The sequence below is a fragment of the Actinomadura graeca genome (assembly GCF_019175365.1).
GTDB classification, from domain to species: domain Bacteria; phylum Actinomycetota; class Actinomycetes; order Streptosporangiales; family Streptosporangiaceae; genus Spirillospora; species Spirillospora graeca.
In genome coordinates this window covers 7,760,177-7,774,898 of record NZ_CP059572.1, presented here as the reverse complement: position 1 = coordinate 7,774,898, position 14,722 = coordinate 7,760,177, and the positions used below count along the sequence as shown (strand labels likewise).

Sequence of the window (14,722 nt, the reverse complement as noted above, 5' to 3'; positions counted from 1 at the left end):
TTGTCCCCAAAGGACGGTATCCGATCAGAGCCTCTGCACGAAGATGATCATGACCCAGACCACAAGGATGAGGAAGGTGAAGCTCAGGTCCAGCGCCACGTTACCCAGCCGGAGGGGCGGGATGAAACGCCTCAGCAGTTTCAGTGGCGGATCGGTGATGGTGTAGGTCGCCTCGGCGATCACGAGCACCACCCCGGTCGGCTTCCATTGCCGGGCGAACGACTGCAGGACTTCGAGGATCAACCTCCCGATGAGAAAGAGGAGGAAGAAGTACAACACGTACAGCAGTACGTCTCCGACGATGTTCACGGACTCTCTCGCTTGTGGCTGTCAGCTTTGGTTGAAGAACCCTCGTTCTGCCATCCGGGCCTTGTCCTCCGCCGTCACCTCCACGTTGGCGGGCGACAGGAGGAACACCTTGTTGGTAACACGCTCGATGCTCCCGTGCAGGCCGAATACGAGACCTGCCGCGAAGTCGACCAGACGCTTGGCGTCGCTGTCGACCATCTCGGTCAGGTTCATGATCACCGGCGTTCCCTCACGGAAGTGCTCCCCGATGGTCCTTGCCTCGTTGTAGGTCCTAGGGTGCAGCGTAGTGATACGCGCAAGGTCGGTGGTACCGGACTCGTAGAGCGCCACGGAGCGTCGCTCGACGGTGGACGTGGCGTGATGATCGCGATCGCGGTCCGGCGCGTCCTCGGCTCGGGTAAGCTGACCGCCGGATTCGTCCTCGCGGCGGCGGCCCTGACCGGTGTCGGTCTCCTCGTCGTAGACCTCGTACTCGTCGTAGTCGTCGTACTTGCCGTACTTGTCGTCGTAGCGGTCGTCCTCCACGAGGCCGAGGTACACCGCCATCTTGCGCATCGCGCTGGCCATACGCCCCTCCTGTGGCCGCGGCGGCCGGCGCGTCCGGCCGCCGTTGGACTGGTCCGTCTACGTGGTCCGCTTTCCGGCAGGTACCACTGGGGGGACATTACCTGACGATTGCCCGTCGGCCTCCGAGCAACGCCGTACCGACCCGCAGGTGTGTCGCGCCGCACGCGACGGCCTCCTCCAGATCACCGCTCATCCCGGCCGACAGCACGGTCGCGGACGGGTGGTCCCGGCGCACGGCCTCGGCGACCTCGGCGAGCCGGGCGAAGGCGGGCAGCGGGTCGGCGCCGAGCGGCGCGACCGCCATCACCCCGCCGAGCTCCAGGTGCGCCGCGCCCGCGACGGCGTCGGCGAGCCGCGGCACGGCGGACGGGGCCGCGCCGCCGCGTCCCCCTCCCTCCTGCGGGGGCGGCTCGTCGAGCGAGACCTGGACGAGACAGCGCAGGGTGCGCCCGGCACGGCCGGCGGCGTCCGACAGCGCGGTGACGAGCCTTGCCCGGTCGACGGAGTGGACGACGTCCGCGTACCCGGCGACCGCCCGGGCCTTGTTGGTCTGCAGCCGCCCGACGAAATGCCAGGTCAGCGGGAGGTCCGCGCACGCCTCGGCCTTCGGCCGCGCCTCCTGGTCGCGGTTCTCGCCGACCTCGGTGAGACCGAGACCGGCCAGCAGCCGCACATCGGACGCGGGGAAGGTCTTCGTCACCGCGATCAGCGTGACGTCGCCGGGGTCGCGCCCGGCGGCGTCGCACGCGGCGGCGATGCGGGCCCGGACCTCGGCGAGACCCTCCGCCAGCTCGGCGCGGCGCCCGTCCGGGACCGCCGCCGGGCGCGGGCCGGTCATCGGCCCTCCCGGACCATGGGCGCCTGCGCGGCGAAGGCGGCCGGAGCGGCGGCAACGGCCGGGACGAGCACGGCCGGGGCGAGTGCGGTCGGGACGAGCACGGTCGGGGGCGGTGCGGTCGGGGTCACTCAGCCGTCCTTGAGCCAGACATATCCGGCGAACCGGCCGGTGCGGCCGTCGCGGCGGTAGGAGAACAGGCCGCGGGTCTCGATGGTGCAGCGGGGGTCGACCCGGATGTCGCCGACGCCTCCGGCGGCGAGCTGCGCCACGATCCCGGCGCGGATGTCGAGCCCGGGGGTGCCCCTGGACGTGGTGGCGTACGCGGCGGGGACGACCGCGGCGACCTCGTCGCGCATCTCCTCGGGGACCTCGTAGCAGCCGCCGCACGCGGCCGGGCCGATCGCCGCGCGGATCCGGGCGGGGTCGGCGCCCCGCGCGCACATCTCCTTCAGCAGCGCCGGGACGACCCCGGCGGCGGTGCCGGGACGGCCCGAGTGGGCGGCGCCGACGACGCCGGCGGCGGTGTCGGCCAGCAGCACGGGCGCGCAGTCGGCGACGAGGACGGCGAGGGCGAGGCCGGGGACGGTGGTGACGACCGCGTCGACGGGGTCGGGGAGGGCGGGGGCGGTGACGAAGGCGACGTCGGCGCTGTGCACCTGCCGCATCCAGACGGTGCGGCCGGGGTCGATGCCGAGGGCCGCGGCGGCGTGCCGCCGGTTGGCGCCGACCGCCGCGGGGTCGTCGCCGACCGCGCCGCCGAGGTTCAGGGAGTCGTAGGGGGCGGTGCTCACTCCGCCGGCCCGGCCGGTGAACCCGGCGCCGGCGCCGGCGCCCAGGGCGACGGCGGTGATCACGTCGTGCCGGATCACTTCAGGAAGTCGGGGACGTCGAGGTCGTCGTCCTCGTCGAACACCACCGGGCGGCGGCGCTGCCCGGTGGCGGCGGGGCCGCCGTCGTTCTCGCCGGCGTGCACGCGGGAGGGGGACGGCTCGGCCACCGGGCGCGGCGCGGGCGCCCGGGGGGCGGGCTCGCCCGGCGGGACGTCCCGGTCGGCGGGAACGGGGGCCGGGAGCGGGGCCGGCGGAGGCTCGGCGCGGGCGGGCTCGTTGTGCGCGGCCGCCGCGGCCCGCCCGTCGCCGGCGCCCGGCCGGGGCCGCTCGGGCTCGGGCCGCGGCGCGGCGGGCGCCGAGGTCGCGGACGCGTGCGGCGCGGCGGCGGCGGCCTGCGCCACCGACTGCTGCGGCGGGACGGACTGCTGCGCGCCCGGCGACCCCGGCTGCACGGCGGGCGCGTCGGACCGCCCGACCCTGCTCGGGATCGGGTTCTGCGGCGCGGGCGGGGGCGGCGGGGCGGGCCGGGGCGGCGGCGGCAGCCTGCGGGACTCCGGCTCGGGCGACGGCTTGGCCGGGCGCCCCTCGTCGAAGCCCGCCGCGATCACGGTGACCCGGACCTCGTCGCCGAGGGCGTCGTCGATGACCGCGCCGAAGATGATGTTGGCGTCGGGCGCGGCGGCGTTGGAGACCAGCTGCGCCGCCTCGTTGATCTCGAACAGGCCGAGGTCGGAGCCGCCGGAGATGGACAGCAGCACGCCGTGCGCGCCGTCGATGCTGGCCTCCAGCAGCGGGCTGGAGATGGCCATCTCCGCCGCCGCGACGCTGCGGTCGTCGCCGCGCGCGGAGCCGATGCCCATCAGCGCCGACCCGGCACCGGACATGACGGACTTGACGTCGGCGAAGTCCAGGTTGATCAGGCCCGGGGTGGTGATCAGGTCGGTGATGCCCTGGACACCGGACAGCAGCACCTGGTCGGCCGCCTTGAACGCGTCCAGCACGCTGACCTGCCGGTCGGAGATCGACAGCAGCCGGTCGTTGGGGATCACGATGAGGGTGTCGACCTCGTCGCGCAGCGTCTCGATGCCGGCCTCGGCCTGCATCGCGCGGCGCTTGCCCTCGAAACTGAACGGGCGGGTGACCACGCCGATCGTCAGCGCCCCGAGCGAGCGCGCGATGTTGGCCACCACGGGCGCGCCGCCGGTGCCGGTGCCGCCGCCCTCCCCCGCGGTGACGAAGACCATGTCGGCGCCCTTGAGGACCTCCTCGATCTCCTCCCGGTGGTCCTCGGCGGCCTTGCGGCCGACGTCGGGGTTCGCCCCGGCGCCGAGTCCCCGGGTGAGCTCGCGGCCCACGTCCAGCTTGACGTCGGCGTCACTCATCAGCAGCGCCTGGGCGTCCGTGTTGATCGCGATGAACTCGACGCCCTTGAGTCCCTCTTCGATCATCCGGTTGACGGCGTTGACGCCGCCGCCGCCGATCCCGACGACCTTGATGACCGCGAGGTAATTCTGCGGTGCTGCCACGACGAGGGGCCTTTCCGCTCTATCCGACCGCCCTGCCCGGTCTGCCGACCGTGCCGCCGCGGTGTTCCTGACCTGTGTGCACTTCTGGCGGGGCCGGAGACGGGAACCGGCCGGTACGCCGGGCCGCCCTCCAAACCCTCACCCTCAACTTGAGGCTTACAGTTATGTCAACCTGAGGACTGATACGGACAGTAGGGCGGCCTTACCGCCAGGGTCAACTAACCTCCCCCGAACTCCACCGGCGTGTCGCACTGAACCCGGGTCGCCCTGGTTGCCCTGGTTGACCGAGGAACGTCCACCGTCCATGGTGCCGTCCGCCCTTCCTCGTCCGCGGGACGCCCGTCGAGCGCGCCCGCCACATCCAGCGTGCCCCATCGGGCGGCCGGAATCGCCGCGACACACGCACCGGCCCCGAACCGCGGCCGGGTTCACCGTGTCGTGACGACCTCGGGTGAGCTCACGTCGATGGTGCGCGCCGAGCGTCCGGCCGCGGTGCGCCGGAGCGCCTCCAGCAGCCGGACCTTCTCGAGTGCCCGTTCCGGGGCCCCCCACACCACCGTCGGGCCTTCCCGCAGGTGGAGGGTGACATCGCCGGGGCCGGTCGCCGTCACGTCCGTCAGCCTCGTCCGGAGCCGCTCCGGGAGGCCGGTGAGCACGTTCAGGGCCGCGAGCGTCGCCGGGTCGGACGGGCCGGCGGACGCGACGGTCAGGGTCGGCAGCCCCGCCGGGCGGGACGCGCCGTCGGCGACGGTCACCCCGTACCGGTCGATCCGCTGGTAGCGCCCCGCGCGGAGCACGGCGGCCACCGGGACGCGCTCGCGCACGGTGATCCGGACGGTCGCCGGCCAGTGCCGCTCGACCTTCGCCGACTCGACCTCCCGCAGCCCCTCGACCCGCGCCCGGACCTCGCCGGTGTCGAGCCGCACCATCGGCACGCCGAGCCGGATGCCGGCCGCGGCCACGACGCGGTCGGGCGACGCGAGGCCCGCGCCGGCCACCTCGACGTGCCGGACCACCAGCAGCCGCGAGCCGAGCAGCACCCACGTCACGGCGCCGAGCACGCCCAGCACCAGCAGCGCGACGAACACCGCCTTCCACCGGCTCGGGCGCCGCCGCCGCACAGGCCCGGCGGGCGGGGCGGGCGGGGCGGCGTCCCCCGCCCGGCTCGTCGCGGCCTCGGTCATGACCCCAGCTTGACAGTGATCCCCCCGAAGACCGCCCATAGCGGGCGGCACGGCGTGTTGGGCCGGGCGTCACGCCCCGGCGAGACGCTCCAGGATCCGGGGACCGAGCCGGGTGACGTCGCCGGCGCCCAGGGTGATGACCACGTCGCCGGGCCGGGCCAGGTCCGCGACCACGCCGGGCACCTCGTCGCGGACGGGCGTGTACACGGCCCGCGTCCCGTCCGGGATGGCGTCGGCGACCAGCGCGCCCGTCACGCCGGGCTCGGGGTCCTCGCGCGCGCCGTACACGTCCAGGACGACCGCGACGTCGGCGAGCCCGAGCGCCGCGCCGAACTCCGCCGCGAAGAAGCGGGTGCGGCTGTACAGGTGCGGCTGGAACACCGCGACGATGCGTCCGCCCTCCCCGGCGGCGGCCGTCTTCTCACCGAGGTAGTCGCGGGTCGCCTCCAGGTCGGCGGTCAGCTCCGTCGGATGGTGGGCGTAGCTGTCGAACACCTCGACGCCGCCCGCCGCGCCCTTGGGCTCCAGCCGCCGCATCGCCCCGCCGAACGTGGCGAGCCCCACCCGCACGGCCTCCTCGTCCACCCGCAGGGCCTGCGCGACGGCGACCACGGCGGTGGCGTTGAGCGCGTTGTGGCGGCCCGGGACCGCCAGCGCCACCTCGCCGACGCCCTCGATCACGAAGCGGGACCCGAGGCCGCGCGGGGTGAAGCCGGTGACCCGCAGGTCGGCGCCGGCCGCCTCGCCGTAGGTCAGGACGTTCAGCCCCCGCGCCCGCGCCCGCGCGGCCAGCTCCATCGCGACGGGGTCGTCGGCGCCCGCGACCAGCGCGCCGCCCGGCTCGATACGTTCCACGAACCGCGCGAAGTTCTCCTTGACCATCTCGAAGCCGCCGTAGTTGTCGAGGTGGTCGGCCTCGACGTTGGTGACGACCGCGATGTGCGGGCTGTACATGAGGAACGAGCCGTCGCTCTCGTCGGCCTCGGCGACGAACACCTCGCCCCGGCCCTCGTCCGCGCCGAGCCCGGTGGTGACGAGCTGGCCGCCGATGCAGTAGGACGGGTCGGCCCCGGCGTGCTGGAGCGCGACCGTCAGCATCGAGGTGGTGGTGGTCTTGCCGTGGGTGCCGGCGACGGCGACGGCCCGGCGCCCGGCCATGAGCGCGGCGAGCGCGGCGGAGCGGTGCAGGATGCGCAGGCCGCGCTCGCGGGCGGCGACCAGCTCGGGGTTGCCCTCGCGGATCGCGGTGGAGACCACGACCGTGTCGGCGTCGCCGACGTGCGCGGCGTCGTGCCCGACGAAGACCTTGGCGCCGAGGTCGCCGAGCTGGCCGAGCAGCTCGGAGTCGCGGGCGTCGCTGCCCGACACGGCGATCCCGCGGCGCAGCATGATCCGCGCGATGCCGGACATCCCGGCGCCGCCGATGGCGATGAAGTGGACCCGGCCGAGGTCCCCGGCCGGGACGACCTCACCGGGGCTGATCAGGCTCATCGGGCGCCGGCCGCGCCGGCGGCACCCACGACGTCATGGACCATCTTCGCCAGCGCCACGTCGGCGTCCCGCCGGCCCATCCGCCCGGCCGCCTCGGACATGTGCGCGACCCGGCCCGGATCGGCCAGGACGGGCAGCAGGTTGTGGGCGATCCAGTCGGGTGACAGCTCGGCGTTGTCGACCAGCATCCCGCCGCCGCCCGCGACGATCGGCTCGGCGTTGAGCTTCTGCTCGCCGTTGCCGATCGGGAGCGGCACGTACACCGCCGGGAGGGCGACCGCGGCGAGCTCGGCGCAGGTCATCGCGCCGGCCCGGCACATCGCCATGTCCGCGGCGGCGTAGGCGAGGTCCATCCGGTCGCAGTAGGGGATGGTGACGTACTGGGGGCCGCCGGCGGCCGGCTCGGGCTCCTCGGTGTTCTTGGGCCCGACGATGTGCAGGACCTGGATGCCCGCCTGCCGGAAGTAGGGCGCGGCGGCGACCGCGGCCTGGTTGAGGGACCGGGCGCCCTGCGACCCGCCGAAGATCAGCAGCGTGGGGAGGTCGGGCAGCAGCCCGAAGTAGGACCGGGCCTTGTCGCCCATCGCCAGCCGGTCGAGCGCGGCGATCTCGCGGCGCAGCGGGATCCCGACGAACGTGGCGTTCGGCAGCGGCGAGTCGGAGTGGGAGACCGCGACGTGGTCGGTGAAGCGGGCGCCGAGCTTGTTGGCGAGGCCGGGCTTGGGGTTGGCCTCGTGCACGATGATCGGCACCTTGCGCTTGCGGGCGGCGAGGTAGCCGGGGGTGGCGACGTAGCCGCCGAAGCCCACCAGGACGTCGGCCCTGGCCTGGTCGAGGACGGAGGCCGCCGCGTTGATGGCGCCGCGCAGCCGGCCGGGGACCGACAGCAGCTGCGGGGTCAGCGTGCGCGGCAGCGGCACCGGGGGGATCAGGGCGAGTTCGTAGCCCCGCTGCGGGACGAGCCGGGTCTCCAGGCCGCGTTCCGTCCCGAGGCAGGTGATCCCGACGTTCGGGTCGTTGCGGCGCAGCGCGTCGGCGAGGGCCAGCGCGGGCTCGATGTGTCCGGCGGTGCCGCCGCCGGCCAGGACAACCCTCATGCTCGTTGACAACTCCTCAGCGTGTTCGACTTGTCGGGTGCCACGCCCCGCGGCGCGGGACGGCGTTCGCGGGCGCCGGATCCGCCGGCACCCCGGAGGGGGGTTTCAACGCCGTGCCAGGCCCAGCCAGCTTAGAGCCCTCACGACCGGTCCGGGACCCCGTGCGGAGAGTGCCTGCCGCGCGCCCGGCTCGCGTTTGGCGAAGGCGAGCAGCATCCCGAGCGCGAGGAGCGTCGGGATCAGCGCCGAGCCTCCGTAGGACACCAGCGGCAGCGGGATGCCGGTGATCGGCAGCACGCCGATCACCGCGCCGATGTTGACGATGGCCTGCACCACCAGCCAGGCGGTGGCGCCCGCGGCGGCGAGCCTGGTGAACGGGTCCTTGACGCGCCGGGCGATCCGCAGCCCGGCGTAGGCGAGCAGCCCGAACAGGCCGAGCACGACGAGCGTGCCGACGAGCCCGAACTCCTCCCCCACGATCGCGAAGATGAAGTCGGTCTCGGCGTGCGGCAGGTAGTCCCATTTGGCGCGCCCCTCCCCGAGGCCGGTGCCGAACAGGCCGCCGGAGGCGACCGCGAACAGCCCCTGGATGCCCTGGTAGTTGCTGGTCAGCTCGTTGCCCGAGGGGTCGAGGAAGCCGGTGAGCCGCTGCATCCGGTACGGCTCGACGATGATGAGGATCGACACCAGCAGGCAGACCAGCCCGGCGATGCCGAGGAACAGCCGCCCGGGGGCGCCGACGACCCACAGCAGCGCCAGGAAGATCGTCAGCAGGACGAGCGTGGTGCCGAGGTCGTTGCCGAGCATCACCAGCAGCACCAGCACCCCCGCCCCGGGCAGCAGCGGGACGAGCAGCGGCCGCCACTCGGTGAGCTGCCCCAGCCGCTCCTTGCGGGCCAGCAGGTCCGCGCCCCACAGCACCAGGGCGAGCTTGGCGGGCTCGGAGGGCTGGAGCTGGAAGGGCCCGAAGCTGATCCAGCGGGTCGCGCCGCCCGCGCTGCGCCCGAGGCCGGGGATGAGCACCAGCGCCAGCGCGACGACCGACAGCAGCAGCAGCGGGTACGCCAGCGCGCGGAACGTCCTGACGGGCAGCCGGGACGCCAGCCACATGCCGGGCAGCCCGATCGCCATCCAGATGGCCTGCTTCTGGAACAGCGTGTACGCCGAGCCGGTCGCCTGGAGCTGCTTGACGCTGGACGCCGACAGCACCATCGTCAGGCCGAGCGCCAGCAGCATCACCGAGCAGCCCAGCACCAGGTAGTAGGAGGTGAGGGGGCGGTCGAGCAGGCCGACGGCGGCGGCCACCTGCTCGCGCGGCCCGGCGCGCCCGCCGCCCTCCTCCTGCGCCGGTACGGCGGCCATCGCTACCGCGCGTCCCCGGCGAGCCGCTCGACGGCGGCGATGAAGGCGTCCCCGCGGGCCGGGTAGTTGGCGAACATGTCGAAGGAGGCCCCGACGGGGGCGAGCAGCACGGTGTCGCCGGGACGGGCGAGCCCGGCGGCTTCGGTGACGACGCGGTCCATGGCCCCAGTGTCGGTGTCGGCGACGTCCACGACCGGGACATCCGGGGCGTGTCGCGCGAGTGCCGCGGCGATCCGGTGCCGGTCGCGTCCCATGAGCACCACGCCGCGAAGCCGCCCGGCGCAGGAGCGCACCAGGTCGTCGACGTCCAGGCCCTTGAGGAGGCCGCCCGCGATCCACACCACCGGCTCGTAGGCGGCCAGGGACGCGGCGGCGGCGTGCGGCTGCGTCGCCTTGGAGTCGTTGACGTAGGAGACGCCCGCGACGTCGGCGACGTGCTGGATGCGGTGCGGGTCGGGGACGAAGGCCCGCAGCCCCTCCCGGACGGCCTCGGGCGGCACGCCGAACGCCCGCGCGAGGCCCGCCGCCGCCAGCGCGTTGGCGACGTTGTGCGGCGCGAACGGGCGGACGTCGTCCAGCGCGGCCAGCTCGGCGGCCTCGTGCGCCGGGTCGGCGGTGAACGCCCGGTCGACCAGCAGGTCCTCGACGACGCCCAGCTCCCCGGGACGCGGCGTCCGCAGGGTGAAGCCCGCCCTCCGCGGCACGCCCTCCGCCTTCTCCGCCAGCGCGGCGGACGTGGCGTCGTCGGCGTTGTAGACCGCGACGGCGCCCGGCGCGAAGATCTTGGCCTTGGCGGCGACGTAGGCGTCCATGGAGCCGTGCCAGTCGAGGTGGTCGGGCGCGATGTTCAGCACGGCCGCCGCCGCCGGGGCGAGGGAGCTCGACCAGTGCAGCTGGTAGCTCGACAGTTCCACGGCCAGCACGTCGTAGGGCTCGGGCGCGTCACCGGGGCCCCCTCCGCCGTCGCCGGCGACGGCCTCCACGATCGGCGTCCCGACGTTGCCGACGGCGAGGGCACGGTGCCCCGCGGCGGTGAGCATGCACGCCAGCATCCGCACGACGGTGGTCTTGCCGTCGGTCCCGGTGATGGCCAGCCACGGCGCCGCCCCGTGGGCGGGCCGCAGCCGCCACGCCAGCTCGACCTCGCCGATGATCTCGACGCCCGCGGCGGCCGCCGCGGCGAGCAGCGGCGCGTCCGGGCGCCAGCCGGGCGAGGTCACCACCAGGGCGGTGCCCTCGGGGAGGGTCTCGCCGTCGCCGAGCCGGACGGTGACGCCGTGCCCGGCGAGCCCGGCCGCGTGCCGCCGCCACTCGTCGTCGTCGCGGGCCTCCACGAGGGTGACGCGCGCGCCGCGCGCCGCGAGCGCCCGGGCCGCCGCGCGGCCCGACACGCCGAGGCCGGCGACGCAGACGTCCAGGCCGTCCCAGGGGCTGGTGGTCACTTCTTGGGCATCCATTCCAGGTAGAACAGGCCGATGCCGATCGCGACGAACAGCGCCGACATCAGCCAGAAGCGCACGACGATCGTGGTCTCGGCCCAGCCGGACAGCTCGAAGTGGTGCTGCAGCGGCGCCATCTTGAACACGCGTTTGCCGGTCAGCTTGAACCCGCCGACCTGGATCATCACCGACAGGGTGATCATCACGATCAGCCCGCAGAGGATCGCGAGCAGGAACTGGGTGCGGGTGAGGATCGCGAGGCCCACCAGCACGCCGCCGAGGGCCAGCGAGCCGGTGTCGCCCATGAAGATCTTGGCGGGCGGGGCGTTCCACCACAGGAAGCCGAACACGCCGCCGAGCACGGCCGCGGCGACCACCGCGAGGTCCAGGGGGTCGCGGACGCTGTAGCAGTTGGGGGCCAGCGCGAAGTCGTAGCAGCTGTTGCGCAGCTGCCAGTTGCCGATGATCACGTAGGCGGCGAGCACCATCCCGGCGGGACCCGCCGCGAGGCCGTCGAGGCCGTCGGTCAGGTTCACGCCGTTGGACATGGCGGCGATGAGCAGCAGCGCCCACACCACGAACAGGTACGGGCCGATCGAGGGGCCGAAGTCGCGGAGGAAGGACAGGTGGGGGTCGGCGGGGGTGATGTCGTAGCCGTTGGGGAAGTTCAGCGACGCGACCGCGAAGACCACGCCGACGAGGACGATGCCGATCATCTTGGCGCCGCTGCGCAGGCCGAGGCTGCGCTGCTTGAACACCTTGATGTAGTCGTCCACGAACCCGACCAGGCCGAGGCCCGTCATCAGGAACAGCACGAGGATGCCCGAGACCGTCGGGGCGTTCCCGGTGAACAGGTGCGCCGCGGCGTAGCCGACGAGCGAGCCGACGATGAAGACCGTCCCGCCCATCGTGGGGGTGCCGCGCTTGGTGAGGTGCGCCTCGGGACCCTCGTCCCGGATCATCTGGCCGTAGCCCAGCCGGTTGACGATCCGGATCCACACCGGGGTGCCGACCATGACGAAGATCAGCGCCACCCCGGCGGCGATGATGATGTTGGTCATCGGGCGGCCTCCCCGGCGCGGCCGTCGAGGATCGCCTCGGCCACCCGCTCCAGGCCGGCCACGCGGGAGCCCTTCACCAGCACGACGTCCCGCGGCCGGAGCCGCTCGCTGAGCGCGGTCACGGCCGCGCCGACGTCATCCACCTGTACGCACTCTCCCGTCCATGACGCCACCTGCCCGGCCCCTTCGGCCATCGGCGCCGCGTTCGCGCCGACGACGATGAGGCCGGCGAACCCGCTGCGCGCGACATGCTGCCCGATCTTGGCATGTTCCGCCACAGACGCGGCGCCCAGTTCGGCCATCTCCCCCAGCACCGCGAACGCGCGCCGGCCCCGGGCGAGGTGGCCGAGGGTGTCGAGCGCGGCGAGCGTCGAGTCGGGGTTGGCGTTGTAGGCGTCGTTGACGACGGTCACGCCGTCGTCCCGCTCGGTGACCTCCATCCGCCAGCGGCTGGCGGTCCGGGCCTCCGACAGCGCGTCCGCGACCGTGTCCGGCGCGAGGCCCGCCGCGCGCGCGGCCGCGGCGGCGGCCAGCGCGTTCGGGACGGCGTGCGCGCCGTGCAGGCGCAGCGCGACCGGCGCCGCGCCCTCGGGCGTGACGAGGGTGAACCGGGCGCGGCCCCGGTCGTCGAGCGTCTCGTCCACGGCGCGGACGGCCGCCTCCGGCGAGCGGCCGAAGGTGACGACCCGTCCCCGCGTCCGGGACGCCATGGCCGACACCAGCGGGTCGTCGGCGTTGAGGACGGCGGTGCCGCCCGGCGGGACGGCCTCGACGAGCTCGCCCTTGGCCAGGGCGATGTTCTCCCTGCTGCCGAACTCGCCGACATGGGCGGTGCCGACGTTCAGCACGACGCCGACGTCGGGACGGGCGATCCCGGTCAGGTAGGCGATGTGGCCGATGCCCCGGGCGCCCATCTCCAGCACCAGGTGCCGGGTGCCCTCGTCGGCGCGCAGCACGGTGAGCGGCAGCCCGATCTCGTTGTTGAAGGACCCGGGCGGCCACACCACGGGCCCGGCGCGGGACACGACCTGCGCGATGAGGTCCTTGGTGGAGGTCTTGCCGGCCGAGCCGGTGACCGCGGTGACGGTCACGTCCGGCAGCCGCCCGAGGACGCCGCGGGCCAGCCGCCCGAGCGCCTCCCGGACATCGGCGACGACCACGGCCGGGCCGTCCACGGGGCGCTGCGCGAGCACCCCGGCGGCGCCCGCGGCGAGCGCGCCGGGGACGAAGTCGTGCCCGTCGGCGCGGTCGCCCTTCAGCGCCGCGAACAGCGTCCCGGGCCCTGCCGCCCGGGAGTCGATGACCACGGGCCCGCTCACCACGGCGCCGGGGGGCCCGTGGAGGGCGCCCCCCGTCATCTCCGCGATCGTCGACAGCGGAAGTGGGATCACGCTCGCGTCCCGTCCCCTCTTGTTCCCTCGTCCTGGCGGCCGCCGCGGCGGCGCAGCGCCTCGCGGAGGACCTCGCGGTCGTCGAACGGCTGCACCTCGCCCGCCGCGTACTGGCCCTGCTCGTGTCCCTTGCCGGCGATGACCAGCACGTCGCCGCGCCGGGCCCGGCCCGCGGCCAGCGCGATGGCGGCGGCGCGGTCGGGTTCGACGACGATGTCGGCCCGCTGCGCCTGCGGCACCTTCAGCCCGCCCTCGACCATAGCGGCGAGGATCGCCAGCGGGTCCTCCGACCTCGGGTTGTCGTTGGTGAAGTACGCCATGTCGGCGAGCCGGGCCGCGGCCTCGCCCATCAGCGGGCGCTTGCCGCGGTCGCGGTCGCCGCCGCAGCCGAGCACCACCGTCAGCCGGCCCTCGGTGACGCGGCGCAGCGCGGTCAGGACGGCCTCGACCGCGCCGGGCTTGTGGGAGTAGTCGACGAGCGCGACGAACTCCTGGCCCTCGTCGACGCGCTCCAGCCGTCCGGGGACGCCCGGCAGCGAGCCGACCCCGCGCACCGCGGCGGGCAGCGGGATGCCCGCCTCCACCAGCGCCACGATCGCGGCGAGCGCGTTGGCGACGTTGAACGGCCCGGCGAGCTGGACGGCGGCGTCGGCCTCGATCCCGCCCGGCCCGACGATGCGGAAGACGCTCCCGTCGGCGCCGATCCGCACGTCCTCGGCGCGCCAGTCGGCCGCCGGGTCGCCGGTGGCCGAGAACGTCGTGGTCGGGACGGTGGCGGTCTCCAGCAGCCTGCGCCCGTAGTGGTCGTCGAGGTTGACCACGCCCACCCGCGAGTACTCCGGCGTGAACAGCCTCGCCTTGGCGGCGAAGTAGTCCGCCATGGTCGGGTGGTAGTCGAGGTGGTCCTGGGACAGGTTCGTGAAGATCGCGACGTCGTAGTGGGCGCCGCCGACGCGTCCCTGCGCGAGGGCGTGGCTGGAGACCTCCATCGCGGCGGCGCCGACGCCGCGCTCGCGCATCATCGCGAACAGCGCGTGCAGGTCGGTGGACTCGGGGGTGGTCAGCGAGCTCTCGACGCGGGAGTCGCCGACCCGGATCTCGACGCCGCCGACGAGGCCCGTCTCGATCCCCGCGGCGCGCAGCCCGGCCTCCAGCAGGAACACGGTGGTGGTCTTGCCGCTGGTGCCGGTCGCGCCGATGAGCAGCAGGTCGCGCGCGGGCTCCCCGTACACCCAGGCGGCGGCCTCGCCGAGGCGGGCGCGGACGTCCGCCACGGCGAGCACCGGCAGCCCCGTGGCGGCCGCCTCGTCGTAGCCGTCCGGGTCGGTGAGGATCGCGACCGCGCCGGCCTGCGCGGCCTGCGCGGAGAACTGGGCGCCGTGGGCGCGCGCTCCCGGCAGCGCGGCGTACAGGTCGCCGGGCATCACCGCGCGCGAGTCGTGCGTGATCCCCGTCGCGGCGATGCCGGCCCAGATGCCGCCCCCGCCGCCGGACCGGCCTGCGCCGCCGTCGCCCCGCTCGATGCCGAGAAGCGCCGCGAGCCCGGTCAGCGGACGGGCCGGATTGGTGGTGGGACGCATGGCGTTTCTTTCGTTGCGAGCGGAACGGGACTGCGGGGACACGGGTC

The 14,722-nt window shown here is 74.5% G+C and carries 14 protein-coding genes; all 14 read right to left on the bottom strand.

From position 1 onward, the window contains the following. Positions 1-24: 24 nt before the first annotated feature. The 14 genes from AGRA3207_RS34635 to AGRA3207_RS34575 all read right to left on the bottom strand — a co-directional run bounded on the left by AGRA3207_RS34635 (position 25) and on the right by AGRA3207_RS34575 (position 14,675). A complete protein-coding gene (locus AGRA3207_RS34635; protein WP_067462848.1) occupies positions 25-309 on the bottom strand; it encodes a YggT family protein in 285 nt (94 codons plus the stop codon). Between the two features lie 21 nt (positions 310-330). Continuing rightward, positions 331-876: a cell division protein SepF gene (locus AGRA3207_RS34630; protein WP_231331441.1), complete on the bottom strand. Its 546-nt coding sequence runs from the start codon at positions 874-876 to the stop codon at positions 331-333. Positions 877-973: 97 nt separating this feature from the next. Further along, complete coding sequence (locus AGRA3207_RS34625) at positions 974-1,714, bottom strand: YggS family pyridoxal phosphate-dependent enzyme (RefSeq protein ID WP_231331439.1); 741 nt, start codon at positions 1,712-1,714, stop codon at positions 974-976. Further along, complete coding sequence (locus tag AGRA3207_RS40005) at positions 1,711-1,842, bottom strand: hypothetical protein (RefSeq protein WP_273699968.1); 132 nt, start codon at positions 1,840-1,842, stop codon at positions 1,711-1,713. Before AGRA3207_RS40005 ends, AGRA3207_RS34625 begins: the two co-directional genes overlap by 4 nt. After that, positions 1,843-2,583, bottom strand: coding sequence for a peptidoglycan editing factor PgeF (gene pgeF / locus AGRA3207_RS34620; protein WP_420830827.1), 741 nt, complete (start codon positions 2,581-2,583; stop codon positions 1,843-1,845). After that, complete coding sequence (gene ftsZ / locus AGRA3207_RS34615; protein ID WP_231331437.1) at positions 2,580-4,070, bottom strand: cell division protein FtsZ; 1,491 nt, start codon at positions 4,068-4,070, stop codon at positions 2,580-2,582. The genes pgeF and ftsZ overlap by 4 nt, the downstream gene beginning before the upstream one ends. Positions 4,071-4,498: 428 nt before the next feature. Beyond that, positions 4,499-5,254, bottom strand: coding sequence for a cell division protein FtsQ/DivIB (locus tag AGRA3207_RS34610; RefSeq protein WP_231331436.1), 756 nt, complete (start codon positions 5,252-5,254; stop codon positions 4,499-4,501). A 69-nt stretch (positions 5,255-5,323) separates the two neighbouring features. After that, positions 5,324-6,745 (bottom strand): UDP-N-acetylmuramate--L-alanine ligase, encoded by a 1,422-nt coding sequence (murC, locus tag AGRA3207_RS34605; protein WP_231331435.1) that lies wholly within the window; start codon positions 6,743-6,745, stop codon positions 5,324-5,326. Then, the gene (gene murG / locus AGRA3207_RS34600) at positions 6,742-7,842 is read right to left on the bottom strand and encodes an undecaprenyldiphospho-muramoylpentapeptide beta-N-acetylglucosaminyltransferase (RefSeq protein ID WP_231331434.1); all 1,101 of its coding nucleotides are present in this window, start codon (positions 7,840-7,842) and stop codon (positions 6,742-6,744) included. Before murG ends, murC begins: the two co-directional genes overlap by 4 nt. Before the next feature lie 105 nt (positions 7,843-7,947). Next, positions 7,948-9,204: a putative lipid II flippase FtsW gene (gene ftsW, locus AGRA3207_RS34595; protein ID WP_231331433.1), complete on the bottom strand. Its 1,257-nt coding sequence runs from the start codon at positions 9,202-9,204 to the stop codon at positions 7,948-7,950. 2 nt (positions 9,205-9,206) lie between these two features. Next, positions 9,207-10,661: a UDP-N-acetylmuramoyl-L-alanine--D-glutamate ligase gene (gene murD, locus AGRA3207_RS34590; protein ID WP_231331432.1), complete on the bottom strand. Its 1,455-nt coding sequence runs from the start codon at positions 10,659-10,661 to the stop codon at positions 9,207-9,209. Next, on the bottom strand, positions 10,643-11,704 hold the full coding sequence (gene mraY / locus AGRA3207_RS34585) for a phospho-N-acetylmuramoyl-pentapeptide-transferase (protein ID WP_231331431.1): 1,062 nt from the start codon (positions 11,702-11,704) through the stop codon (positions 10,643-10,645). Before mraY ends, murD begins: the two co-directional genes overlap by 19 nt. Beyond that, a complete protein-coding gene (locus AGRA3207_RS34580; RefSeq protein WP_231331427.1) occupies positions 11,701-13,095 on the bottom strand; it encodes a UDP-N-acetylmuramoyl-tripeptide--D-alanyl-D-alanine ligase in 1,395 nt (464 codons plus the stop codon). The genes mraY and AGRA3207_RS34580 overlap by 4 nt, the downstream gene beginning before the upstream one ends. Further along, positions 13,092-14,675, bottom strand: coding sequence for a UDP-N-acetylmuramoyl-L-alanyl-D-glutamate--2,6-diaminopimelate ligase (locus AGRA3207_RS34575; RefSeq protein WP_231331426.1), 1,584 nt, complete (start codon positions 14,673-14,675; stop codon positions 13,092-13,094). The genes AGRA3207_RS34580 and AGRA3207_RS34575 overlap by 4 nt, the downstream gene beginning before the upstream one ends. Positions 14,676-14,722 lie beyond the last annotated feature (47 nt).

Excerpts from the sequence above, each read along its gene's own strand:
- AGRA3207_RS34575 (WP_231331426.1), bottom strand. The coding sequence starts at position 14,675 with ATGCGTCCCACCACCAATCCGGCCCGTCCGCTGACCGGGCTCGCGGCG.
- AGRA3207_RS34630 (WP_231331441.1), bottom strand. The coding sequence starts at position 876 with ATGGCCAGCGCGATGCGCAAGATGGCGGTGTACCTCGGCCTCGTGGAG.
- murD (WP_231331432.1), bottom strand. The coding sequence starts at position 10,661 with ATGGATGCCCAAGAAGTGACCACCAGCCCCTGGGACGGCCTGGACGTC.
- ftsW (WP_231331433.1), bottom strand. The coding sequence starts at position 9,204 with ATGGCCGCCGTACCGGCGCAGGAGGAGGGCGGCGGGCGCGCCGGGCCG.
- AGRA3207_RS34610 (WP_231331436.1), bottom strand. The coding sequence starts at position 5,254 with ATGACCGAGGCCGCGACGAGCCGGGCGGGGGACGCCGCCCCGCCCGCC.
- murG (WP_231331434.1), bottom strand. The coding sequence starts at position 7,842 with ATGAGGGTTGTCCTGGCCGGCGGCGGCACCGCCGGACACATCGAGCCC.
- mraY (WP_231331431.1), bottom strand. The coding sequence starts at position 11,704 with ATGACCAACATCATCATCGCCGCCGGGGTGGCGCTGATCTTCGTCATG.
- murC (WP_231331435.1), bottom strand. The coding sequence starts at position 6,745 with ATGAGCCTGATCAGCCCCGGTGAGGTCGTCCCGGCCGGGGACCTCGGC.
- AGRA3207_RS34625 (WP_231331439.1), bottom strand. The coding sequence starts at position 1,714 with ATGACCGGCCCGCGCCCGGCGGCGGTCCCGGACGGGCGCCGCGCCGAG.